Origin of the sequence: Mycolicibacterium elephantis DSM 44368 (genome assembly GCF_004014805.1) — a bacterium.
In the GTDB taxonomy this organism is placed as follows: domain Bacteria; phylum Actinomycetota; class Actinomycetes; order Mycobacteriales; family Mycobacteriaceae; genus Mycobacterium; species Mycobacterium elephantis.
The window spans coordinates 38,300-62,177 of the sequence record NZ_ATDN01000009.1 but is presented as its reverse complement, the minus strand read 5'-3'; the positions used below and the strand labels follow the sequence as shown (position 1 = coordinate 62,177).

Here is a 23,878-nt window from a genome sequence, read left to right as displayed (position 1 = left end):
CGTGTGTCTCACAGCCCACGTCTGCGTCCCCGACGCCCGATACGGTTGACGCGTGGCCTCAGAAGCGATACCGATCGGGCGGATCAGCGCGTTCGTCCGGTGGGTGGCGCGTACCCCGTGGCCGGTGTTCACGCTGGGCATGCTGCAGGCCGACATCATCGGCGCGCTGCTGGTGGTCAGCTTTCTGCGCTTCGGCCTGCCGCCCGAGGACCGCCTGCAGCTGCAGGATCTGCCGGTCTTCAACCTCGCGGTGTTCTTGGGCTTTCTGTTCGTCTCGTTCACCGTCGCGTCGTATCTGAGCTTGCGGCTGCTGATCCCGGTCATGCGCTGGCAGCGCCGCGACATGCTGCTCGGGGACCGGGATCCGGCCGAGACCGAGCTGGCCCGCACCAGGGCGCTGAGAATGCCGTACTACCGGTCGCTGATCAACGTGATGAACTGGTTCCTCGGTTCGATCGTGTTCATCGTCGCCAGCTGGCCGGTGGCCAGCCGCTCGGCGCCGGTGATCGCGGTGGCCAGCGGGCTGGGCGCCACCGCGACGGCGATCATCGGATACCTGCAGTCCGAGCGGATACTGCGCCCGGTGGCCGTGGCAGCGCTGCGCGGCGGGGTTCCGGAGAATTTCCGCGCGCCGGGCGTGATCCTGCGCCAGGTGATGACGTGGGTGCTGTCCACCGCCGTGCCGATCCTGGCGATCGTGCTGGCGGTGGTGGCCAGCAAGTTCGAGATCCTCACCGCGCCCGCCAGCAGCCTCACCACGCCGATCCTGATCCTGGCCATCACCGCGCTGGTGGTCGGGTTGGCGGGCACGGTGCTGGTGGCGATGTCGATCGCCGACCCGCTGCGGCAGTTGCGGTGGGCGCTGGGCGAGGTGCAGCGCGGCAACTACAACGCCCACATGCAGATCTACGACGCCAGCGAATTGGGGTTGCTGCAGGCCGGATTCAACGACATGGTCCGCGATCTGGCCGAGCGGCAGCGGCTGCGCGACCTGTTCGGTCGCTACGTCGGCGAAGACGTGGCCCGTCGTGCCCTCGAGCGCGGCACCGAGCTGGGCGGCCAGGAGCGTGATGTGGCAGTACTTTTCGTCGACCTCGTCGGTTCCACACAGCTGGCCGCGACCATTCCGGCCGCCGACGTCGTCAACCTGCTCAACGACTTCTTCCGGGTCGTCGTCGACACGGTGAACCGCCACGGCGGGTTCGTCAACAAGTTCCAGGGCGACGCCGCGCTGGCGATCTTCGGCGCGCCGATCGAGCATCCCGACGCGTGCGGCGCGGCGCTGGCGGCGTCGCGGGAACTACACGACGAACTGATCGAAGTGTTGGGGCAGACCGAGTTCGGTATCGGGGTGTCCGCGGGGCGCGCGATCGCCGGCCATATCGGCGCCAAGGCCCGCTTCGAGTACACGGTGATCGGGGACCCCGTCAACGAGGCCGCCCGGTTGACCGAGCTGGCCAAGCTCGAGGAGGGTCACGTGTTGGCGTCGGCGGTCGCGGTCAGCGGTGCGCTCGACGCCGAGGCGTTGTGCTGGGACGTCGGCGAGGTCGTGGAGCTGCGGGGCCGCACCGCCCCGACGCAGTTGGCCCGCCCGGTGAACCGGTCGCCGGAGAGGATCGACGCCGACGCCGACGTGCGTACCTGATCACCCGCTTGGCGCCCCCGCCGCGCGCCGAGATCGACGTTTTGGTGGCTTTTACTCGCACTTTTCCGCCCAAACGTCCCTCTGGGCGCATACAAGAAGGCGTCAGCGTTTCTTCGTGGGGGCCTTCTTCTTGGCGGCCTTCTTCCGCTTCACGGGGCCCCGCGCCCGGCGGTCGGCGAGCAGTTCGGCAGCGCGCTCGTCGGTGATCGACAGGACGTCATCGCCCTTGCGCAGGCTCGCGTTGGTCTCCCCGTCGGTGACGTAGGGGCCGAACCGGCCGTCCTTGATCACCATCGGTTTACCCGTCGCCGGGTCGTTGCCCAGCTCACGCAGCGGTGGCGCCGAGGCCCGTTGTCCGCCACGGCGTTTCGGCTCGGCGTAGATCTTCAGCGCTTCCTCGAGCGTGATGTCGAACAGCTGCTCTTCGGTGGCCAGCGAACGAGAGTCCGTGCCGCGCTTGAGATACGGGCCGTAACGCCCGTTCTGCGCGGTGATCTCCTCACCGGTGTTGGGGTCGACGCCCACGACGCGCGGCAACGACAACAGCTTCAACGCGTCTTCCAGCGTCACCGTCTCGATGTCCATCGACCGCAACAGCGAACCGGTCCGCGGCTTGGGGCCTGTCGGCTTCTTGCCCTTCTTGGCCGGTGTGCCCGCCGAACCGTCTTCTCCGCCTTCGGATTCGGGCGGCGCCGGCAGAACCTCGGTGACGTACGGACCGTACCGGCCGTCCTTGACGACGATCTCGTGGCCGGTCTCCGGGTCGATACCCAGCAGCCGGCCCTCTTGCGGTGTCGCGAAAAGCTTCTCGGCGAGTTCCAGCGTCAGCTCGTCGGGGGTGAGCTCGTCCTTGAGGTTGGCCCGCTGCGGGGTGGGCTGCCCGTCCTCACCGGTGACCATCCGCTCCAGGTACGCCCCGTTCTTGCCCACCCGCACATAGATCGGCCGGCCCTGGTCGTCGTCGAACAGCTTGATGGAGTTGACTTCTCGAGCATCGATCTCCTCGAGGTTCACCCCGACGAGCTTCTTGAGCCCGCCCGAGCGCGCGATCGAGTCCTCGACCCCGTGCTCGCCGCCGAAGTAGAAGTTCTTCAGCCAATTGGTCCGCTGCTCGTTGCCGGCGGCGATCTCGTCGAGCTCGTCTTCCATCGCCGCGGTGAAACCGTAGTCAACCAGGCGGCTGAAGTGCTGTTCGAGCAGCCCGATGACGGCGAACGCCACCCACGAGGGCACCAGCGCGCTGCCCTTCTTGTGCACGTAACCGCGGTCCTGGATGGTCTTGATGATCGAGCTGTACGTCGACGGCCGCCCGATACCGAGCTCCTCGAGCGCCTTGATCAGCGAAGCCTCGGTGTAGCGCGCCGGCGGGCTGGTGGTGTGGCCGTCGGCCGTCAGCTCCTTGGCGTCAACGCGCTGGCCCTGCTCGAGCCGCGGCAGCCGGCTCTCGGCGTCGTCGGCCTCGCCGCCGGCCTGCTCGTCGATGCTCTCGACGTAGGCCTTCAAGAAGCCCGGGAACGTGATGGTGCGGCCGCTGGCGTTGAACACCACCTCGTGAACGGAGGACTGGCCCCCGTCCAATGTCGCCGCCGGGGCGGCTCCGGCGATGCGCAGCGAGAGCGTGGTGCCGCGCGCGTCGGCCATCTGCGAGGCCACCGTGCGCTGCCAGATCAGCTCGTAGAGCCGGAACTCGTCGGTGTCGAGCTGGCTGTGCAGCTGGCCGGGCGTGGCGAACACGTCACCGGCCGGACGGATGGCCTCGTGGGCTTCCTGGGCGTTCTTCACCTTGCGGGTGTACTGCCGCGGCGACGGGTGCAGGTACTCCTCGCCGTAGAGCTGGCGGGCCTGGTTGCGCGCGGCGGTGATGGCCGACTGCGACAGCGTGGTCGAGTCGGTGCGCATATAGGTGATGTAGCCGTTCTCGTAGAGCCGCTGGGCGATGCTCATCGTGCGCTCGGAGGAGAAGCGCAGCTTGCGGCCCGCCTCCTGCTGCAGCGTCGAGGTCATGAACGGCGCGTACGGCCGCCGGGTGTAGGGCTTCTGTTCGACGGAGGACACCGTGAGCTGGGCGCCGCGCAGGCCGCCGGCCAGGGCGGTGGCCGCGGCCTCGTCGAGCACCACCACCTCGTCGGGCTTGCGGACCTGGCCCAGCGAGTCGAAGTCGCGCCCGGTGGCCACCCGGCGCCCGTCGACGGAGTTGAGCTTGGCGGTGAACGTGGGCGGGGACGCCTGCGGGTCGGACACGCTGGCGTCCAGCTCGGCGGTGACGTCCCAGTAGCCGGCGCTGCGGAACGCCATCCGCTCGCGTTCGCGCTGCACGATGATCCGGGTCGCCACCGACTGCACCCGGCCGGCCGACAGCTTCGGCGCGACCTTCTTCCACAGCACCGGGCTGACCTCGTAGCCGTAGAGCCGGTCCAGGATGCGCCGGGTCTCCTGCGCGTCGACCAGGTCGTTGTCCAGGTCGCGGGGGTCCTCGGCGGCGGCGCGGATGGCGGGTTCGGTGATCTCGTGGAACACCATCCGTTTGACCGGGATCTGCGGTTTGAGGGTCTCCAGCAGGTGCCAGGCGATGGCCTCGCCCTCGCGGTCGCCGTCCGTGGCCAGGTAGAGCTCGTCGACGTCCTTGAGCAGGTCCTTGAGCTCCTTGACCGTGCTCTTCTTCTCCGGGCTGATGATGTAGAGCGGCTCGAAGTTCTGTTCGACGTTCACCCCGAGGCGCGCCCACGGTTCGGATTTGTACTTCGCGGGCACGTCGGCGGCGTTTCTGGGCAGGTCGCGGATGTGGCCGCGGGAGGACTCGACGATGTAGTCGGAGCCGAGGTAACTGGCAATTTTGCGTGCTTTGGTAGGCGACTCGACTATGACGAGTCGCCGCACGCTTCCATTGCGGCCGCTGCCGCGGCCCTCGTCAACCACCTGTGTCTACGCTCCACTTCTCGGTTGCCCACCGGCGGCGCTATCCATGCATCTCATGGATCCTCGCCGGGAAAGGCAACTGACAATTTGGCACCCCACGCGAGCCGACGCAAACTGGCCCCCTGTCTACCACCGTCAGACGCGTGGCCACTGATGGAACGCCTCGACGTGGCCGGGCGGTTCCCCCACGTTCTCTACCAGGCGCGATAGCCGCCGGCGCCCGCTGATCCGCAACGCGGGACGGGATCCGCGGGTGCCGATCAGGGTCGGGGCGATGCCGACCCGCATCATCGCCGACGCCAGCGGCGCGTACGTGTCCGGGGCGTGCGGATCCAGCCCGAGCAGGTACCGGTCGGCTTCGGGGGTGCCCGCGGCCAGCGTCCAGGCGCGCAGTTCCCTGGGGCCGGGCAGCCACTGCGGCGGCACCGTCTTGACCGCGCCGCGGGTCCAGGCCACGGCCATCGGGACCAACCGGCGGTCCAACGCGGTGCGCACCAGCGGCGTGTTCTCGTCGGTGCGGGTGATCTCGGGCTGCAGGCCCGCCTCGATCACCATCTCGGCGAGCCCCTCCGCCCGCCACATCGCGTCGACGACCACCGAAAGGCGCGCGGCCTGGTCGTCTCCGGACCCGACCAGCACCACCTGGCCGGGAGCAGCCAGCAGCCCCGTCAGGTCGGCGACCGCAGGTGGCACCGACTCCGCTGAGAAGAACGACAGCTGGCTCACATGCCGACAGTAAGCCAGTTTCGCGCCTCAGCCGTGTCCGCCGGGCCGCAGCGGCACGCAAAAGCAAACACCCCGCGCCGTCCGACTCTGGATTCGCGCGGGGTGCTGCCTGGTTTGAGTTGGTCTTTCTAGATGGCCCGAACACCCGTGGCCTGCGGCCCCTTGGGGCTTTGGCCGACCTCGAACTCGACCTTCTGGTTCTCCTCCAGGGTGCGGAAGCCGCTGCCCTGAATTTCCGTGTAGTGGACGAAGACGTCAGCCGATCCGTCCTCCGGCGCAATGAAGCCGAAGCCCTTCTCCGCGTTGAACCACTTCACAGTTCCCTGTGGCATTTCCTGTTGTTTCCTTCTCTTATTCACCGGGTGCGGTCCACCGTGGTTCGGTACACCGGGCCGGTTCCGACCGCCATCCTTCGTGGAGTGCTCGGAACTCGACCCGACCTACAACCCTCGCAGGAACCGCGATCGCAACATCGATCCTGCGAGTGCAAATACACGAACACAGAAGCTGCGACCGCCGTTAGTCAACCACGTTCCGCGCTGCTGCGACAGTTCTCGGCACAAAGCAAGTGGGCACAATTGCGCTAGAGGACTCTCAGGAGGGGCGCAAAATGGCGGATTTCGGCCGCGAGCTACTCGCCGGCGTGGTCGAGGACATCGCCGCTGACGGGCCCAATCCGTTGCGTCACGTCGCGGATCTTCCCGCCCGTCAGGGTCGGCCCCGGACCTGGCCGCCGTGGGCCGACCCAGATGTGGTGCGCGCGTTCCATGATCGCGGTATCGAAGCCCCGTGGTCGCACCAGCGCGTCGCCGCCGACCTCGCCCATGACGGCCGCCACGTCGTGCTGAGCACCGGAACGGCGTCGGGCAAGTCGCTGGCCTACCAGTTGCCGATACTGACGGCTCTGCGGGCTGATTCGCGGGCGCGGGCGCTGTACCTCTCACCGACGAAGGCGCTGGGTCACGACCAACTGCGCGCGGCGGTGGCGCTCACCGAGGCGGTGCCGATACCGGACGTCGCACCCAGTTCCTACGACGGTGACAGCCCCTCCTATGTCCGGCGCTTCGCCAGGGAGCGATCACGGTGGATCTTCTCCAACCCCGACATGATCCATTTGTCGTTGCTGCGCAACCACGCCCGCTGGGCGGTGTTCCTGCGCAACCTGCGCTACATCGTCGTCGACGAATGCCATTATTACCGCGGCCTTTTCGGCTCCAATGTGGCGATGGTGCTGCGCCGGCTGCTGCGGCTGTGTGCGCGTTACTCGCCGACGAGTTCGATGCCCACGGTTATCTTCGCCAGCGCCACCACATCCGAGCCCGCGGTCACCGCGTCAGAGCTGATCGGGCAGACCGTCGCCGAGATCGTCGAGGACGGGTCGCCGCAGGGGGCGCGCACCGTCGCGCTGTGGGAGCCGCCGTTGCTGCTGGATCTGGTCGGCGAAAACGGCGCGCCGGTACGACGTTCCGCGGGCGCGGAGGCCGCGCAGGTGATGGCCCGCCTGGTCGCCGAGGGCGCCCGCATGCTGACGTTCGTGCGGTCGCGCCGGGGTGCCGAACTCACCGCGCTGGGCGCCAGGTCCCGACTGGAGGAACTGGCGCCGGACCTGACCGACCGGGTGGCGTCGTACCGGGCCGGCTATCTGGCCGAGGACCGGCGCGCCCTGGAACAGGCACTGGCCGACGGTGAACTGCGCGGCCTGGCGACGACCAACGCGTTGGAGCTGGGCGTCGACATCGCCGGCCTGGACGCGGTGGTGCTGGCCGGGTTTCCCGGTACCGTGACATCGTTCTGGCAGCAGGCCGGCCGCTCCGGGCGCCGAGGGCAGGGGGCGCTGATCGTGCTCATCGCCCGCGACGACCCGCTGGACACCTACCTTGTGCACCACCCGGCGGCGCTGTTGGACAAGCCCATCGAACGGGTCGTCATCGACCCGACCAACCCGTACGTGCTCGGCCCACAACTGCTCTGCGCGGCAACTGAACTCCCGCTGACCGATGCGGAGGTGCGGATGTGGGACGCGGAGTCGGTGGCCGAGGCGCTCGTCGACGACGGGCTGCTGCGCCGGCGTGCGAACGGCTACTTCCCGGCTCCCGGCGTCGATCCTCATCCGGCGGTGGACATTCGGGGCTCCACCGGCGGCCAGATCGCCATCTTGGAGGCCGGAACGGGCCGGATGCTGGGCAGCACGGGGGTGGGCCAGGCGTACGCGTCGGTTCATCCCGGCGCGGTCTATCTGCATCAGGGGGAGAGCTACATCGTGGACTCCTTGGACCTCGAGGACGGGGTGGCGTTCGTCCACGCCGACGATCCCGGGTACACGACGTTCGCCCGGGAGCTGACCGACATCGCGGTCACCGGCGATGGCGAGCGAGAAGCACACGGAGAAGTCACCACTGGGCTGGTACCGGTCGCGGTCACCAATACGGTGATCGGCTACCTGCGCCGAAGGATGAGCGGCGAGGTGATCGACTTCGTCGAACTGGACCTGCCGACACGCACCTTGGACACCACCGCGGTCATGTGCACGATCACGCCCGAGGCCCTGCAGCGCAACGGATTAGATCCGCTGCGGATTCCTGGGGCGCTGCACGCCGCCGAGCATGCCGCCATCGGCCTGTTGCCGCTGATCGCCAGCTGTGACCGCGGCGACATCGGCGGGGTGTCGACGGCGGTCGGCCCCGTCCACGGGTTGCCAACGATTTTCGTCTACGACGGCCACCCCGGCGGCGCCGGGTTCGCCGACCGCGGTTTCCGGCGTATCGACACCTGGTGGTCGGCGACGGCCGCGGCCATCGAGGCGTGCGAGTGCCCGTCCGGCTGCCCGTCGTGCGTGCAATCCCCGAAGTGCGGCAACGGAAATGATCCGTTGGACAAAGACGGCGCGGTGCGGGTGTTGCGGTTGGTGCTGAACGAACTTCGCGGTGCGCGTTGATGAGTCAGCGGAAAGGTCGGGCTGGCGGTTCGGGGCAGCGGAGCGCCGGTAAGGTGGCCCACATGACCCACGACTGGCTGCTCGTGGAGACCCTTGGCACCGAGCCCGTGGTGGTCGCCCAGGGGCGTCGCACCCATAACCTGGTTCCCATCAGCACCTTCCTGCGGCGCAATCCCCACCTCATGGCCATCCAGACGGCGATCGGCGAGACGGTCCGCGCCGGCCAGGGGCTGTCCAGCATCACCCCGAAGAATGACCGCGTGATCCGCACCGAGGTCGTGCAGCTGACCGACGGGCGGATCCACGGCGTCCAGGTGTGGGTGGGGCCACCCGATATGGAGCCGCCGGAACGGCCGGTGGTCGGCCCGCTGGTGTGGGATCTGGACAGCGGGGTCGCGACCGCCACGCCCGAATCGTTGGCCAACAGCGGGTGGGACCCCGATCGGGAGCCGACGCACGGCCGCACGTTCGCCGACGACCTGCCCAAGCGGGACCTGAACCCGAGCGAGGCCAAGGTGCTGTCGATGGTGATCCGGCGTGAGCCCGGGGCGACGTTCTGCAGCACCTGGGATGTGACCGATTACCGCGGCGAGCGGATCACCGTCGGGTTCGTGGTCCGGGCGGTGCTCGAACCCGACGACGGCGACGGCGAACGGCTGCTGTCGCGGGCGATGAACTGGCGTGCCGAGCGCGACGAGGAGGCCGGCAGGCAGGACGATCTGGCCCAGCGGATCCTTGCCGGGCTGGCCCAGCCCGGCGTGCATCGCGCGTTGGTCGATCTGACGGATTGGACTCTGCTCAAGTGGCTCGACGATCCGGCGCCGTTCTTCAACTGGCGCGCCAGCCTGGCCGGTGAGCACTCCGTGCATCCCGACGACCGCTCCCGAATGGAAGAGATGGCAAAGCAATTCGCCTCGGGCACCGCCTCCGGTGTGCTGCGGATGGCCGCTCCCGACGGCGGATGGACACCGGTGCACGTCACAGTCAACCGGATCGGACTCGACGACGACACCTACGCCGGGCTGACGATGCTGCGTCAACCCAGTGCCGACGAGATTCCCGCGGATTAGCCCGCGCGTCCGGCCAAGGGTTTCGATCACGCCGATCGGGACGGTTCCCCCACCGCGCGGCGTCGGCAACGCTGACCCGAATGTCATTCGTTCGTCTGGCCGGCGTCACCTATCTCGACCCGGACCGTGTCTACCACAGCTATGTCCTGTTCACCGGGGCTGATTCGGTCACCCGGCTGATCGACCTCACCGGCACCGTCGTCCACGAATGGCCGTATGCCGGGGTGCCGCCGCGAATCCTCGACCCGGCGCTCAACGGCGGACGCCTCGGCGACGTCGGGGTGCAGCTGTCAGACAGCGGAGACGCCCTCGGCGGGATCTACGCGAACGGCACCATCGGCCAGCTCAGTTGGGACGGCGAACGCGTGTGGGAGTGGGGTGGGCAGGCGCCCGGCGGGGCGGCCCGGCAGAACCACGACTGGGAGCTGCTCCCCAACGGCAACTGGCTGATCCTGGTGACGGCACCGCGGGTGGTGCCCGGCCTTGGCGACCACGTCGTCGGCGATCAAGGTCTGTACGAGGTGGCCCCCGACGGCGAGATCGTGTGGAGCTGGCTGGCCGGTGACCATCTCGACGAGTTCGGTTTCTCCGCGGACGGCTGGGCCGCGCTACGTGCGACGGTGGACCGCGACCCCGAGGACCCCTGGGGTTATCTGGAGATGAACAGCGCCAAATCCCTTGGCCCCAACCGCTGGCACGTCGAGCAAGCCGACAGCGTCTTTCATCCCGACAACATCCTGGTCAGCCTCCGCAAGGCCAACATCGTCGCCCTGATCGACAAGTCGTCGGGGGCGGTGAACTGGAAACTGGGGCCCTACTTCGACGACCCGGCAGGCGCACAGCACCAGCGCATCAACGCGCACAAGGTGCCGCGTCCGCTCGACCAGATCTGTGGCCAGCACAACCCGCACCTGATCGCGCCCGGCCTACCCGGCGCGGGCAACATCCTGGTGTTCGACAACCAGGGTGGTGCGGGCTACCCGCCCGCCGGCATCGGAATCTACGCCGGATCAAGGGTTCTCGAAATAGACCCCAGCACGCAAGAGATCGTCTGGCAGTACACGGCCGAGGACTCCGGGCTGCCGTCGTGGACTTTCTTCAGCTCGTTCGTGAGCAACGCCCAGCGGCTGCCCAACGGCAACACGCTGATCACCGAGGGCATGGCGGGCCGAATCTTCCAGGTGACTGCCGGCGGGGACGTGGTGTGGGAGTACCACAGCCCGTATGCGGGGTACGGCGTGGCCGGTGAACCCGAAGTCAAACAACCCAGGGTCGCGGGAGTCGACCGGCTCACGTTGACGTCGCTGGTGTATCGGTCGCAGGCGGTTCCTTTCGAATGGACTCCCGCCGGGACGCCGCGCACGTCGCTGCGGTCGGTCGACCTGCGCCCCAGCCCGCCCGAGTGAAGGTGTGCCGTGAAAACTCTTCTGCGACAAACCGTGGTCGTGGTGTTGTCGGTGCTCGTGTTGGCCGGCTGCGGTGCAACGTCATCCGTTGAGAATCCGCGGCTGAGCCTGGGCGTGGTGGTCGACCCCGCGTGGGCGCAGGTGCCCGTCGCCGAGGCATTCGACCTCTTTCAGCGGGCCGGCGTTCAGGTCGACGTGGTGAACTTCGCCTCGGGGGCGGCCGCGATGGAAAGCCTCGCCGGAGGCGCAGTGGACGTCGTGACGGCCGCGGATGCGCCGACGTCGGCGGGGATCATCGCCTCCGATGACGTGCGGGTGCTGGCGCAGAGTGCCTACCACAACAACATGCGGATCATCGCCGACGGCCGACGGGGCATCACCAGCCTGTCAGATCTCAACGGGCGCAGGGTCGGTACGACGTTCGGAACAAGCGCGCACTACATGGCTGCCACCACACTCGCCGAACACGGTGTGTCAGCCGAGCTGGTCCAAGTGGCCCCGCCCGAGCTGCGCACCGCGCTGACACGCGGGGACATCGACGCGGCCGCCATCTTCGAGCCCTACGCCACGCAGATCAGTGAAGCCTGGGCCGACGACGCGGTGGTGTTCCGCAGCGACCCGCCCTACACCAGCCGGGTCTACATCAACACCCGCACTGACGTGCTCGACAGCAGACGAGACCAGATCACCCGGCTGCTCGCAGCGCTGCAGTGCGCCTCGACATTGCTGGAGGAGTCAAATCCACGCGCGGTCAACGCCGTTGGTGAGGCGACCGGCCTTCAGGGAAGCACGCTGGGTGATGTGGTGTCCGGCTATCACTACGAGCTGGTGTTGGATCAGCCCGCCGCCGACGGCCTGCACACCCTGGCTACGTGGGCGGTCGCCGAGGGCAACATTCCGGAGGGAGACGGGGTACCCGACTTCGCCGCGGCATTCGACGAACAAGCCCTCGCCGAGTCGTCGAGCGTCGGGCCGGCCTGCGATCACTCGACCGAGTGAACGTCGCTGCGCGGCCGTACGACTGGCCATACGACGACCGGATCGCGCCGTCCCGGACAGCGCTGCTGATGATCGATTGGCAATGCGACTTCTGTGCGCCGGGCGGCTATGTGGACCGGATGGGCTACGACATCGCTCGGCTGCGCCAGGCCGTAGGCCCCGCCGTCACCGTGCTGGCCGCGGCACGGCAGGCCGGTCTCACGGTGATCCACACCCGCGAGGGGCACCGGGCCGACCTGTCCGATTTGCCCGCGACCAAGCGGTGGCGGTCCCGGCGCGTGGGCGCGGAGATCGGGTCGTCGGGTCCGCGTGGCAGGATTCTGGTGCGTGGCGAACCCGGCTGGGAGATCATCCCCGAACTGCAGCCACTGGACGGTGAACCCGTCGTCGACAAACCCGGTAAGGGCGCCTTTTTTGCGACCGATCTGCATGTGCTGCTTCTGCGTCGGGGGATCACCCACCTCGTGTTGACCGGTCTGACGACCGATGTGTGCGTGCACACGACGATGCGGGAGGCCAACGATCGCGGTTTCGAGTGCCTGCTCCTTGCCGACTGCACCGCCGCCGTCGACGACGAGAACTACCGCGCCGCGCTGAAGATGGTCACCATGTCGGGTGGGGTCTTCGGTGCGGTGGCCACCTCCGCGAACTTCCTGGCGGCCCTGCGTCACCCCGTATGAGCGTCGAGACTGCCGTTATTGTGTGTGCTACTCGCACTTTTCCGCAGTAGCTGCAGTTTCGAGGAAGCTGCGTGGTTTGTCTCGACCGGACCTGCCCGGGCGACGGCGCGCGCCGGGCCCACCGCCAGCCGTCCCACCGAAACGTCGACATCCACGGCCACCACGACGTCCAGGTTCTCCACTGCGCAGTGGGCGACCGTCGCGTCCATTGCGTGCGCGATCTCGGTTGCCCGGCTGCACGCCGCCGCCGAGCCGTCGACCATGGAACTCGCCGCCGCCAACGCCGCCAGGTCGGCGGCCGCCTGTGCACGGTGCCGACCGATCACCGCCGCGCCGACGTACACCGCGCCGACGGTGACCGCCAACAGCACCGCCATCGCCGCGACACCCACCAACGTCGCCGAGCCGTCCTCACCGCGCGCCGGGTTCCGCCGCCGCCACCGCCCGCGCCGCGACGGTGATGCCCGGTAACAGCGCCGATCGCGCGCTGACCGTCGCGACCACCCATCCGCCTTCACGCCGCACACCCACCATTGCGCCGTCGGGTGCGACGCTGCGCGCCGCCGCGGCCCCGTCGTCGCCGCGCGCCGCGAGCCGGGCGGCCTCTCGTGCCGCATCGACACAGCGGATGTGCATCGACACCGCAGTGAGCCCGGCCACGCACAGGATCAGGACCGCGACGAGCGCCGCGAGCGCGAACGCCGCCTCCACCGTCGCACCCCCGCGCTCCTCCCCTAGACGTTGGTGCTCAGCGCGCGGTTGATGATGTTCGTCAGCGCGCTGACGATCGAGTCGCCGGTGACCACGGTGTACAGGATGGCGCCGAACGCCGCGGCAGCCACGGTGCCGATCGCGTACTCCACGGTGGACATGCCGTCCTCGTCGACCAGCAGCATCGCAAGCTGCGCCTGGGCTGCCCGAATCTTTCTCGCCAGCATCGGATTTCCTTTCTCCCTGTTGAATCACAAGACCCCGGAGCGCAATACGTCGTCGGCCAATCCGGCGACCACCGGCACAATGCCCAGGCACACAAACGCCGGCAGGTAACACAACCCCAAGGGTCCGGCAATCAACACCGAGGCCCGCTCGGCCGCCGCGCGGGCGTCGGCGGCGGCGTCGTCGCGCGTGCGGCCGGCCAGATCCGTGACGCCGTCGGCCAGTGCGGCACCCGACGACGCCGATCGCCGCGTCAGCCGCAGCAGCGCGTCGGTGTGTCGATCCCGGTGTCCCGCGGGGTCCGACCAGGCCAACGCCGGATCGGCACCCAATGCCAACAGCTGCGCAGCCCGGGTCAGCAACCGCCCGAGGTGGGTCGGGGCGAGCGTCGCCGACGCCTCGGCCGCCGCCGACACCGCCATCCCGGACTGCAGGCAGGCGGCGAACACGTCGAGCGCGGATGCGGCGGCGAGCGGGTCCGGTCGACCACGATGCGGTTGGATCGCCGCCGGGTTCGGTGCCTCCACCGCCGGAAGTGTGCGGGCGGCGCCCGGCCCGACCAGCAGGACCGCCGCGAGAAGCAGTGCCGCTGTAGTCATTTCAGCACTCGATCGGTGATCCGGTCCGACCACGCCAGGCCGGCACAGACCAGCGCCGCCCCGATCGCCGTCAGCCACTGACCCGCGCCGCCGGAGCACAGAAGGCCCAACGGATCGGCGCCGATCATCTGCCCGAGGCCGACCCCGGCCACCGGCAGCCCGGCCAGCACCGCGGCCGTAGTGCGCGCACCCGCCATGGCGGCGCTGACCTGAGTCGAGAACCGTTCGCGCTCAACGATGTCGCGCTGCGCAGTCTGCATCAGCGTCGCGATCGCCAGGCCGTGGGTCTGGGCCAGCTGCCAACACACCGCCAGACGGTTCCAGTGCGCGGAAAGCGCCGACCGATGCGCGACACTACGCAACCCCGCGGCGACGTCGGCGCCCATCCGGGCCCGCGCGGCGACGGTGCGCAAGGACGCGGCGATGCCACCGTCGACTTCCCGGGCGGCCGTCTCGAAGGCGGTCGCCGGATGCGCACCCACCCGCAGTTCACCGACGAGCACGTCCAACGCACCCTGCAGCGCGGCGGCTTCCGATGCGCTGCGCCGGTTGCGGACCCGACGGCGACGACGGGCTTCCGCGGTGACGGCCACCGTGCCGGCGGCCACCACGAGACCGGGCGGCGCGACGATCATGACCAGCACGGTGGCCACCGCCAGGCATCCCAGCGCCATGAGCCGGGTCCGTGCCGACGATGTCGACGACCGGCCGGGTGCTCGGTGCTGCATCGTGACGCGCCGGGAGGGTTCGGGTGCGACCACCAGGGCGAGCGCGAGGGCCAGTGCCGCGCCGCTCATGATGATCGCCGTTCTTCGATCAGTCTCCGCAGTCGTTCCGCGCCGCAACCGGATCCGCCGTCGACGTGCCATGCGCGCACGGCACGCACCGTGCCGTCGGGCCCGCGCTCGAGCACCGAGATCTCCGTGAGCCTTCGGCGGCCGGAACGGCCGCGGCTGACGTGCACAACCACTTGGACCGCCGCGGCGAGTTGGCTGTGCAGGGCCGCGCGGTCGAGCCCACCGACGGCCGCCAGCGCCTCGAGCCGGGCCGGCACCTCGGCGGGACTGTTGGCGTGCACGGTGCCCGCGCCGCCGTCATGACCGGTGTTGAGCGCCGCGAGCAGGTCGACCACTTCGGCGCCGCGGACCTCACCCACGACGATCCGGTCCGGACGCATCCGTAACGCCTGCCTCACCAGCTCTCGCACCCCCACCTCGCCGGCGCCTTCGACGTTGGGGCACCGCGCCACCAACTTGACCAGATGCGGATGGGCGGGGGCGAGTTCGGCGGCGTCCTCCACACAGACGATGCGTTCGTGGGCGGGCACCGACCCCAGCAGCGCCGCCAACAGGGTTGTCTTTCCCGCGCCCGTGCCGCCCGAGATCAACACGGCCAGCCGCGCGCGGATGATGCCGTCGAGCAGCGCCGCTGCCGAGGGGTCGATGGCGCCGGCGCGGCCGAGCGCCGCGAGGTCCTGGGTGGCGGGCCGCAACACCCGCAGCGAAATGCACGTGCCGCCGACGGCGACCGGAGGCAGCACCGCGTGCAGCCGCACGGTGAACTCCCCGGTGCCCAGCCCGCTCAACTGACCGTCCACCCATGGTTGGGCCTCGTCGAGGCGCCGGCCCGCCGCCAAGGCCAGACGCTGCGCCAGCCGGCGCACCGCCGCCTCGTCGGAAAATCGAACCTCGCTGGGGCGCAAGCCGTCGCCGGCGTCCACCCACACCGCATCGGGCGCGGTCACCAGGACATCGGTGGTGCCTTCGGCGCGCAGCAGCGGCTCCAGCACACCAGCGCCGGCGAGCTCGGTCTGCACCAGCTGCAGGCCGCGCAGCACCTCGCTGTCGCCGAGCAGGCCACCGGACTCGGCCCGAATCGCTTCGGCGACGACGTTCGGGCGCAGTGCCGCGGCGCTCAGCGCTTCGGCGGCGAGCCGCTCCCGGACCCGGTCGATCAGCGAGGCGCTCATGCCGCCTCCACCACGGAATGCTCGCGCACCACGGCGAGCACCCGGCCGGCGGCGACGGCCAGCGGAGACTGTCGTCGCAGGCGCAGACCGTCGCGCTCGAGGATGCGCGCCACCGCGGGCTGCGGACGCATCGCGGCCAACAACGGCAGCTCGACGATCTCGGCGACCTGACGTGGCCTCAGGCCGCCGGGCGCGGGTCCGCGCACCACCGCGCCCGCGTTCGGGTTGACCGTCGTGACCCACCGCGCCACCGCCGCCGCCGCAGCGCACGAACGCACGTCGGCCGGCACGACGACAACGACAAGATCGGCGGAGGCCAGCGTCGTCTCGGCGGCCGCGGTCGATCGTCTCGGTACGTCGCAGACCACGGTCACACCGCCGCGGCTGCCGGCCTCGAGCACCGCCGCCAGCGGTGCGGGATCGATGTCACCGCCGGTGCGGGCACACGACAACACGGTCACCCCGGCACGGTGCGGCAGCGCGTCGCGCAGCGCGGCGTAGGTTAGCCGACCGCCTTGCAACAGCAGGTCCGGCCAGCGCAGCCCGGGATCGGCTTCGCTGCCCAGCACAAGGTCGATGCCTCCGCTCCACGGGTCGACGTCGACGAGCAAGGCCTCGGCGGCTTTCGTGGACTGCGACGCTGTGCGGGCCAGTGCGGTAGCGAACACCGAGGCGCCCGCGCCGCCGCGCCCGGCGATCACCGCGAGCACCGCTCCGCGCGGCGCATCATCACGGACCGCCTCGGCGGCGTCGGCCAGCTCGGCCATCAGCTCGGCGTCCTGCTCGGGCAGCGTGATCACCCGTTGCGCCCCGACCGCGATCGCGGCTTCCCAGTCGGCGGCGATCGGTTCGCGTCGCCCCACCAACACGACGCGGTTGCGACGGGGCAGGGCCCGTTGCGCGCACCGGTGAGCGGCCAGCACATCGAGCAGCACGGCCGCCGCGCCGGCCCACACCTTGCGGCTCGACGGCTCGGCGGCATGGACGGCCTGCAGGCCGACGGCGGCGCACACCCGGTCGACGTCACCGCGCAGGGCGGGGTCGTCGATCAGCGCGAGGATGCCTTGGGTGCTGGCCATGAATCCACCCTGTCGGGCAAACCCCAGACCGCGCCATGAGCACACCCGAATCTGTGGATGAGTTTGCAGATGTGGATAGCCCGCGGGCTCACCGGCGAGGCGAAAATCGCGTTCCGCAACGTCGAGTGGCGGCGCAACATATCCGCGTTGCGAAAGGACGTGGAAAAAGAGACGACCCCCGCCAGGGGGGGAGGAGGCGGAGGTCGTCGTGTATCAGCCCCGGGGGGTCGGGCTGATGCACACCCGACGTAGGCCGGGTAACGCTCACTATACACACGCCAGTGCGGATCGACGCAAGGATTACTTGCTGAAGAAAGCACAGAAAAGCAGGGCAGGCGACCGTGGCGGCTACCTTCGTGAACTGCCACTTTGTCCGGAGGCTCGGCGTGTGTCACGCGACCCGACCTATGCTGGCGCCGTGACCGAACCGCAGCCGTCAACCGAACGGTTGACAGTTCCGCAGTCGGCGGCACCTGCCGGCGAGCCCGTCAAGACCGCGGCGTTCTTCGACCTCGACAAGACGGTGATCGCGAAATCGAGCACGTTAGCGTTCAGCAAACCCTTCTTCAACCAAGGGCTAATCAATCGGCGGGCCGTTTTGAAGTCGGCCTATGCGCAGTTTCTTTTTCTGATGTCCGGGGCCGACCACGACCAGATGGACCGGATGCGTAGCTACCTGACGAACATGTGCGCGGGCTGGGACGTCGAGCAGGTGAAGTCGATCGTCGGCGAGACGCTGCACGACATCGTCAACCCGTTGGTGTTCGCCGAAGCCGCCGATCTGATCGCCGATCACAAGTTGTTCGGCCGCGACGTCGTCATTGTCTCGGCGTCAGGGGAAGAGATCGCCGCGCCGATCGCCCGCGCGCTCGGTGCGACCCACGCCATGGCGACGCGGATGGTCGTCGAAGACGGCCGCTACACCGGCGGGATCGCGTTCTATTGCTTTGGCGAAGGCAAAGCCGAGGCGATTCGCCAGCTCGCCACCCGCGAGGGCTACGCACTGGAACACTGCTACGCCTATTCCGACTCGATCACCGATCTGCCGATGCTGGAAATCGTCGGCCACCCGACCGTGGTAAACCCGGATCGCGCCCTGCGCAAAGAAGCCGCCACGCGCGGCTGGCCGGTGCTGATTTTCTCCAGGCCGGTGTCGTTGCGCGACCGCATTCCCGCGCCGTCGGGCGCCGCGATGGCCACCACCGCAGCGGTCGGCGTCAGCGCACTGGCGGCCGGCGCGCTGACCTATTCGCTGCTGCGCCGTTTCGCGTTCTGAACACCGATTCCGCCCCGCGGCGGGCACCCGATTCGGGGCGCATAACGATCCGGAACCGCTGCGTCATTTGGCCCTTGCTGTGACCGCGGTCACGGGGTACAAAGGAAGCACGGAAGCTTGGCGAGGCCAAGGCCGAGCCGGAAGAGAAGGCTCGGACTCCCGAACCAAGCTCCTAGCACGGGTTCCGAGTACCCACGCGGAGCACATGCCGCGAAATAGGCAGAAGTGTTGCGGGCCTGCGTATTTGCGAAAAGCGGACGGCCTCGACAACCCTTTGGGTGGGGTTGCAGCCGTAGCGCATCGACAAGACGCCGAGGCCACCCACGCAGCCCACCTTGCACGCTTGGTAACCGGGGTCCGTGCTAGCGGGCGGCGAGCCGAAATCACTTCGGAGCGCCGCCCGCATCGCGTCGTCTGCGGCCTGTGTCGTGGGCGCTAAGACGGCTGCGAACCCGTGGCTTGCGCGATCGACAATGCTTCGCGCGCACCGGCGTGCAGCGCCCGGCAACTCAGCAACAACCACGCGGTCAACCCGTCGGGCGTCCCCGACGCGAAGCCACGCGCCGCGGCCTTGTAGTCACCGGACTGACGCATCAGGTAGACCTCGGGCACACCGAGGCCGTGCGGGTCCAGCCCGCTGGACATCGTCACCAACCGCGACACCGCCCTGGCCACCACCCCGTCGGCGCTGCCGAACGGCGCCAGCGTGAGCAGCTCACCGTGCACGACGGCCGCGAGCACCGCCGCGGGCACCGCCTGCCCGGCGCTGCCCGTGACGATGTCGGCCAGCAACGTGAGCCGTTGCCCGACTTCGGGGTCGGTGCGGGGACGGCCCAGCCGGTCGTCGTCGACGAGGTCGGCGGCCGCCAACGCATGCAGCCGGGCGATGGCCTGCAACGGAGCGCGCCGCCACACCCGCACCAGCGTCGTCTCGCCGCCCTCGAGCGCCTCCGACACCCGCAGTGCCCCCGCGAGCACCGGGTCGAGCTCGCTGCCCTCGGCCAACTGCAGCGAGCCACCGTCAAGCACCGATGACGCGCGCGCACCCCGCAGCGCGGACTCCGCTGCGGTCGCGGGCCAGCCGCGCAGATTGGTGCGGTGCCGGTGCGCACGCCCCAGCGCCTCACGCGCCTCCTCACAGGCCTGCGCCACCCCGGGCAGCTCGACCAGCGGGGTCAACGGGCTTGCGGAAGCGGTCACGGCAGCCACGCTAGCCCAGCCCGCGCGCCCGGCAGCCACCACGTTTCGCGCGCGGCCCGACAGCTTGTGACATGCCGGCGTGCGCGACGCCTCAGGTGACTACCCTCACAGACATGACCGACACAACGGCGAAGCCCGCCCAAGCACCGTCCGTCTATCCGCCTTCCCCTGAATTCGCCGCGCAAGCCAACGCGACAGCGGAGCTGTACCGCGAGGCCGAGCAGGATCGGCTGGCGTTCTGGGCCAAGCAAGCCGAGCGACTGTCCTGGGACACCCCGTTCACCGAGGTACTGGACTGGTCGGACGCGCCGTTCGCGAAATGGTTTGTCGGCGGCAAGCTCAACGTGGCCTACAACTGCGTCGACCGGCATGTGGAGGCCGGCCACGGGGACCGGGTGGCCCTGTACTGGGAGGGCGAACCTGTCGGTGATTCGCACGCCTTGACCTACGCGCAGCTCAAGGAGGAGGTCTGCAAGGCCGCCAACGCGTTCACCGCGCTCGGCCTGACCACCGGGGACCGGGTCGCGATCTACATGCCGATGATCCCGGAGGCCATCATCGCGATGCTGGCCTGCGCGCGGCTGGGCGTGCTGCACTCGGTCGTGTTCGCCGGCTTCTCGGCCTCGGCGCTGGCGGCCCGCATCCAGGACGCCGAGGCCAAGTTGGTGATCACCTCGGACGGGCAGTACCGACGCGGGAAGGCGGTGTCGCTGAAGGAGGGCGCCGATCAGGCGGTGCAGGGCCAGCCGTCGGTCCAGCACATCGTCGTGGTCGAGCGCACGGGCATCGACATCCCGTGGACCGAGGGTCGCGACGTGTGGTGGCACGACGTCGTCGACAGCGCTTCCCCCGAACACACCCCCGAGGCCTTCGATTCCGAGCATCCGCTGTTTCTGCTCTACACGTCGGGCACCACCGGCAAGCCCAAGGGCATCATCCACACCACCGGCGGCTTCTTGACCCAGGCGGCCTACACCCACTACTACGTGTTCGACTCCAAACCCGAGACCGACGTGTACTGGTGCACCGCCGACATCGGCTGGGTCACCGGGCACAGCTACATCGTGTTCGGGCCGCTGGCCAACGGCGCGACCCAGGTGGTCTACGAGGGCACCCCGAACTCCCCCAGCGAGCATCGACACTTCGAGATCATCGAAAAGTACGGTGTCACGGTCTATTACACTGCTCCGACGTTGATCCGAACCTTCATGAAGTGGGGCCGGGAGATCCCCGACGCCCACGACCTGTCCAGCCTGCGGTTGCTGGGTTCGGTCGGCGAGCCGATCAACCCCGAGGCGTGGCGCTGGTATCGCCAGGTGATCGGCGCGGACCGGACCCCGGTGGTGGACACCTGGTGGCAGACCGAGACCGGGGCCATCATGATCTCCCCGCTGCCCGGGGTGACGGCGACCAAGCCGGGCGCGGCGATGGCGCCGCTGCCGGGGATCTGCGCCCAGATCGTCGACGAGGACGGCAACCGCATTCCGCCCAGCCCACCCGACAGTGAACCGGTGACCGGATATCTGGTGCTCGACCAGCCGTGGCCGTCGATGCTGCGCGGCATCTGGAAGGACCCGGAGCGCTTCAAGGACACCTATTGGAAGCGGTTCGAAGAGCAGGGCTGGTACTTCGCCGGTGACGGCGCCCGCTACGACGCCGACGGTGACATCTGGGTGCTGGGCCGCATCGACGACGTGATGAACGTTTCGGGACACCGGATTTCGACCGCGGAGGTGGAGTCGGCGCTCGTCGGGCACCAACATGTCGCCGAGGCGGCCGTGGTCGGGGCCAGCGATGCGCAGACCGGACAGGCGATCTGCGCGTTCGTCATCCTGGAGACGCACGCCAAGTCCAGCGGCGAGGAGATGGTCGAGATTCTGCGCGAACAGGTCGCCAAGGAGATCGGCAAGATCGCCCGGCCGCGCGAGATCCACGTCGTGCCCGAACTGCCCAAGACCCGCAGCGGCAAGATCATGCGCCGGCTGTTGCGTGACGTCGCCGAGGGCCGCGAACTCGGTGACACCTCAACCCTGGTGGACCCCAGCGTCTTCGAGAACATCCGCACGGGCAAGTAACGCCCAGGCGCTGCGGATCAGGAAGCACCGATCGGGACGAAACCCGTTCCCGGCCGGTTCTTCGCGGTGATGTCGGCCAGCTGGGTGTTGAACGACATCGTCACCGCGGGCGTGTGCAGCGGGATGTACTTGATGACGCAGGTCGGCAGTTTCTCGGAGAATGCGCCGTGAATCATGCCGACGAGGCGGTTGTGGACGGTGACCGGGGCGCCGGAGTCACCCGGCTGCCCGCACACCTGGTTGACGAAGGTGCCGGGCTCGGGGCCCGGGCCCCATGTCACCCCGCAGGAGTAACCGGTGGTGCGTCCCAGCTTGCAGGCGATGTCGCCGACGACGGGATCGGGGCCCAGCCCGTCGATCTGAAACCCGTTGACGTTGTTGACCGGTTGCACCTTGGCCGGGTCGAACTGGATCACCGCATAGTCCAGCGCGTCGTTGCCCGCGACCATCGTGCCCACCACGCCGGCGTCCGGGGCTTCTTCGGCGGCGACCTGCGCCCCCGGTCCACCGCAGTGTGCGGAGGTGAAGCCGACCAGGTTGCCGCGGTTGTCGTGGCCGATCGCGGTCAGCGTGCACATGGTCTCGCCGTTGACCACCAGACCGGACCCGCCGCCCAGCACCACCGGCTCGGCGGCGTCGGCGGCCACGGGGGCCAACCCGGCCAGGGCCACCAGCCCGGCAAGGGCGGCGAGGGTGGTGACCAGACGACTCAGGCAGCGGCCGCTCATCCTCAAAGATGTCTCCTCAATCGCTGCCCGACCTGCCTTGCTGGAACGCAGCCAGTCTAACTTCGGTCGGCCCGTGGTCAGCCGCACGCCACATGGCAACTCCCGACATGGCAACATGAACGCGACCGATAGCCGAGGCGGGAGGAACTGTTCGTGAGCGATCGCAGGAATGGCGCGCCGACCACCGTGACGTCGATACCACTGGTCGATCCACACGCCCCCAAAGCCGACCCGTCCATCGGTGACCTGGTCAAGGACGTCACCACGCAGGTGTCGACGCTGGTCCGCGCGGAAGTGGAACTGGCCAAGGCCGAGATCACCCGTGACGTCAGGAAAGGGCTCACCGGCAGCGTCTACTTCGTTCTGGCGCTGGTGGTGCTGTTCTATTCCACGTTCTTCTTCTTCTTTTTCGTCGCCGAACTGCTTGACACCTGGATCTGGCGCTGGGCGGCGTTCCTGATCGTGTTCGGCATCATGGTCGTCGTCACGGCGATATTCGGCTTGCTCGGCTACCTGAAGGTGCGTCGCATCCGCGGTCCGCAGCAGACCATCGAATCGGTCAAGGAGATCCCAGAGGCGCTGACCCCCGGCCACGACAAGGCCAAGACGCTCGCGGCCGGCGACGGCAAGCCGGCATCGACCACCGACCCATCGGGCTGGTAATGCCCCGCGGGCAACCGCCCGATCCGTCGGTGGTCCGCATCGACGGCCCATGGCGTCATCTTGGCGTGCACGCCAACGGAATTCGGTTCCACGTGGTCGAAGCCGACGCCGCCGAACCGGCCTGGTCCGACGCCGATGCGGCGCCGGCCACGGACCGGCCGCTGGTCATCCTGCTGCACGGTTTCGGGTCGTTCTGGTGGTCGTGGCGTCACCAGTTGCGCGGGCTAACGGGCGCCCGGGTGGTGGCTGTCGACCTGCGCGGATACGGGGACAGCGACAAACCGCCCCGCGGCTACGACGGCTGGACCCTGGCCGGAGACACCGCCGGGCTGGTACGCGCGCTCGGCCACAACGAGGCCACGTTGGTCGGCCACGCCGACGGTGGCCTGGTCTGCTGGGCGACCGCCGTGCTGCACCCGCGGGCGGTGCGGGCGATCGCGGTGGTCAGCTCGCCGCATCCGGTGGCCCTTCGCGCCTCCGCGCTCAGGCAGGGCGACCAACGCTCGGCGTTGCTGCCGTGGCTGCTGCGCTACCAGGTGCCGATCTGGCCCGAGCGCGCGCTGACCCGCCGCGACGCCGAGGAGCTGGAACGCGTGGTGCGCAGTCGAGCCAGCGCGAAATGGCTTGCTTCCGATGATTTCTCTGAAACCATCGGGCACATGCGTCGGGCATTTCAGATCCCGTCGGCGGCGCACTCGGCGCTGGAATACCAGCGCTGGGCGGTGCGCAGCCAGCTGCGCGGTGAGGGACGACGGTTCATGCAGTCGATGCGACGGCCGATCAACGTTCCAATTCTGCATCTGCGCGGCGACGCCGACCCCTACGTGCTGGCCGACCCGGTGTATCGGACCCAGCGCTACGCACCGCACGGCCGGTACGTATCCATCGACGGCGCAGGGCATTTCGCGCATGAGGAGGCGCCGGAAGCGGTCAACGAGCAACTGTCGCGCTTCTTGGCGCAGGTGTACGGCTGACG

Annotated in this window: 22 protein-coding genes; 10 read left to right on the top strand and 12 right to left on the bottom strand. The window is 69.1% G+C overall.

The window, feature by feature from the left end; genetic code table 11:
- Positions 1 to 52 precede the first annotated feature (52 nt).
- Positions 53 to 1,645: an adenylate/guanylate cyclase domain-containing protein gene (locus MELE44368_RS07945; protein WP_128108009.1), complete on the top strand. Its 1,593-nt coding sequence runs from the start codon at positions 53 to 55 to the stop codon at positions 1,643 to 1,645.
- A 102-nt stretch (positions 1,646 to 1,747) separates the two neighbouring features.
- Here the strand turns inward: MELE44368_RS07945 and topA are convergent, their stop codons facing one another.
- The 3 genes from topA to MELE44368_RS07930 all read right to left on the bottom strand — a co-directional run bounded on the left by topA (position 1,748) and on the right by MELE44368_RS07930 (position 5,619).
- A complete protein-coding gene (gene topA, locus MELE44368_RS07940) occupies positions 1,748 to 4,561 on the bottom strand; it encodes a type I DNA topoisomerase (protein WP_128108008.1) in 2,814 nt (937 codons plus the stop codon).
- A gap of 135 nt (positions 4,562 to 4,696) precedes the next feature.
- Positions 4,697 to 5,287: a hypothetical protein gene (locus MELE44368_RS07935; protein WP_128108007.1), complete on the bottom strand. Its 591-nt coding sequence runs from the start codon at positions 5,285 to 5,287 to the stop codon at positions 4,697 to 4,699.
- A gap of 128 nt (positions 5,288 to 5,415) precedes the next feature.
- Positions 5,416 to 5,619, bottom strand: coding sequence for a cold-shock protein (locus tag MELE44368_RS07930; RefSeq protein ID WP_003882601.1), 204 nt, complete (start codon positions 5,617 to 5,619; stop codon positions 5,416 to 5,418).
- A 278-nt stretch (positions 5,620 to 5,897) separates the two neighbouring features.
- On the opposite strand from MELE44368_RS07930, the gene MELE44368_RS07925 reads away from it, so the two are divergent.
- From MELE44368_RS07925 to biuH, 5 genes are all read left to right on the top strand, one after another.
- Positions 5,898 to 8,222, top strand: a complete 2,325-nt coding sequence (locus MELE44368_RS07925; RefSeq protein WP_128108006.1) for a DNA 3'-5' helicase SftH — start codon at positions 5,898 to 5,900, stop codon at positions 8,220 to 8,222.
- Positions 8,223 to 8,284: 62 nt separating this feature from the next.
- Positions 8,285 to 9,292, top strand: coding sequence for a PAS domain-containing protein (locus MELE44368_RS07920; RefSeq protein ID WP_128108005.1), 1,008 nt, complete (start codon positions 8,285 to 8,287; stop codon positions 9,290 to 9,292).
- An 80-nt stretch (positions 9,293 to 9,372) separates the two neighbouring features.
- Positions 9,373 to 10,698: an aryl-sulfate sulfotransferase gene (locus tag MELE44368_RS07915; protein ID WP_128108004.1), complete on the top strand. Its 1,326-nt coding sequence runs from the start codon at positions 9,373 to 9,375 to the stop codon at positions 10,696 to 10,698.
- Between the two features lie 9 nt (positions 10,699 to 10,707).
- Positions 10,708 to 11,697 carry an ABC transporter substrate-binding protein gene (locus MELE44368_RS07910; protein ID WP_128108003.1) on the top strand — a complete coding sequence of 330 codons (990 nt, stop codon included), beginning with the start codon at positions 10,708 to 10,710 and terminating at the stop codon, positions 11,695 to 11,697.
- Complete coding sequence (gene biuH / locus MELE44368_RS07905; RefSeq protein WP_441338873.1) at positions 11,694 to 12,377, top strand: biuret amidohydrolase; 684 nt, start codon at positions 11,694 to 11,696, stop codon at positions 12,375 to 12,377. The genes MELE44368_RS07910 and biuH overlap by 4 nt, the downstream gene beginning before the upstream one ends.
- Here biuH and MELE44368_RS27015 read toward each other — a convergent pair.
- The 7 genes from MELE44368_RS27015 to ssd are packed head-to-tail and all read right to left on the bottom strand — an operon-like array spanning position 12,365 to position 16,960.
- Positions 12,365 to 12,895, bottom strand: coding sequence for an Rv3654c family TadE-like protein (locus MELE44368_RS27015; RefSeq protein ID WP_306439138.1), 531 nt, complete (start codon positions 12,893 to 12,895; stop codon positions 12,365 to 12,367). The genes biuH and MELE44368_RS27015 overlap by 13 nt on opposite strands.
- A complete protein-coding gene (locus tag MELE44368_RS27010) occupies positions 12,789 to 13,088 on the bottom strand; it encodes a TadE family type IV pilus minor pilin (RefSeq protein ID WP_241566516.1) in 300 nt (99 codons plus the stop codon). Before MELE44368_RS27010 ends, MELE44368_RS27015 begins: the two co-directional genes overlap by 107 nt.
- Positions 13,089 to 13,111: 23 nt before the next feature.
- Positions 13,112 to 13,315 carry a DUF4244 domain-containing protein gene (locus MELE44368_RS07895; protein ID WP_128108001.1) on the bottom strand — a complete coding sequence of 68 codons (204 nt, stop codon included), beginning with the start codon at positions 13,313 to 13,315 and terminating at the stop codon, positions 13,112 to 13,114.
- Between the two features lie 24 nt (positions 13,316 to 13,339).
- On the bottom strand, positions 13,340 to 13,912 hold the full coding sequence (locus MELE44368_RS07890; protein WP_206613715.1) for a type II secretion system F family protein: 573 nt from the start codon (positions 13,910 to 13,912) through the stop codon (positions 13,340 to 13,342).
- A complete protein-coding gene (locus MELE44368_RS07885; protein ID WP_128108000.1) occupies positions 13,909 to 14,709 on the bottom strand; it encodes a type II secretion system F family protein in 801 nt (266 codons plus the stop codon). Before MELE44368_RS07885 ends, MELE44368_RS07890 begins: the two co-directional genes overlap by 4 nt.
- A complete protein-coding gene (locus MELE44368_RS07880) occupies positions 14,706 to 15,881 on the bottom strand; it encodes a TadA family conjugal transfer-associated ATPase (RefSeq protein ID WP_128107999.1) in 1,176 nt (391 codons plus the stop codon). Before MELE44368_RS07880 ends, MELE44368_RS07885 begins: the two co-directional genes overlap by 4 nt.
- Positions 15,878 to 16,960 carry a septum site-determining protein Ssd gene (ssd, locus tag MELE44368_RS07875; RefSeq protein ID WP_128107998.1) on the bottom strand — a complete coding sequence of 361 codons (1,083 nt, stop codon included), beginning with the start codon at positions 16,958 to 16,960 and terminating at the stop codon, positions 15,878 to 15,880. Before ssd ends, MELE44368_RS07880 begins: the two co-directional genes overlap by 4 nt.
- 418 nt (positions 16,961 to 17,378) lie before the next feature.
- Between ssd and MELE44368_RS07870 the strand changes: the two genes are divergently transcribed.
- Positions 17,379 to 18,236 (top strand): HAD-IB family hydrolase, encoded by an 858-nt coding sequence (locus MELE44368_RS07870; RefSeq protein WP_128107997.1) that lies wholly within the window; start codon positions 17,379 to 17,381, stop codon positions 18,234 to 18,236.
- A gap of 435 nt (positions 18,237 to 18,671) precedes the next feature.
- Here the strand turns inward: MELE44368_RS07870 and MELE44368_RS07860 are convergent, their stop codons facing one another.
- Positions 18,672 to 19,436 (bottom strand): Fic family protein, encoded by a 765-nt coding sequence (locus MELE44368_RS07860; protein WP_128107996.1) that lies wholly within the window; start codon positions 19,434 to 19,436, stop codon positions 18,672 to 18,674.
- A gap of 113 nt (positions 19,437 to 19,549) precedes the next feature.
- Here MELE44368_RS07860 and acs point away from each other — a divergent pair, with 113 nt between their 5' ends.
- Positions 19,550 to 21,511 carry an acetate--CoA ligase gene (gene acs, locus MELE44368_RS07855; protein WP_128107995.1) on the top strand — a complete coding sequence of 654 codons (1,962 nt, stop codon included), beginning with the start codon at positions 19,550 to 19,552 and terminating at the stop codon, positions 21,509 to 21,511.
- 17 nt (positions 21,512 to 21,528) lie between these two features.
- On the opposite strand, the gene MELE44368_RS07850 is transcribed toward acs, so the two are convergent.
- Entirely contained in the window at positions 21,529 to 22,239 is a 711-nt protein-coding gene (locus MELE44368_RS07850) for a S1 family peptidase (protein ID WP_128107994.1), read from the bottom strand.
- A gap of 153 nt (positions 22,240 to 22,392) precedes the next feature.
- Here MELE44368_RS07850 and MELE44368_RS07845 point away from each other — a divergent pair, with 153 nt between their 5' ends.
- Positions 22,393 to 22,902 (top strand): phage holin family protein, encoded by a 510-nt coding sequence (locus tag MELE44368_RS07845; RefSeq protein WP_409366109.1) that lies wholly within the window; start codon positions 22,393 to 22,395, stop codon positions 22,900 to 22,902.
- The gene (locus MELE44368_RS07840; RefSeq protein ID WP_128107992.1) at positions 22,902 to 23,876 is read left to right on the top strand and encodes an alpha/beta fold hydrolase; all 975 of its coding nucleotides are present in this window, start codon (positions 22,902 to 22,904) and stop codon (positions 23,874 to 23,876) included. The genes MELE44368_RS07845 and MELE44368_RS07840 overlap by 1 nt, the downstream gene beginning before the upstream one ends.
- The last annotated feature ends 2 nt before the right edge of the window (positions 23,877 to 23,878 follow it).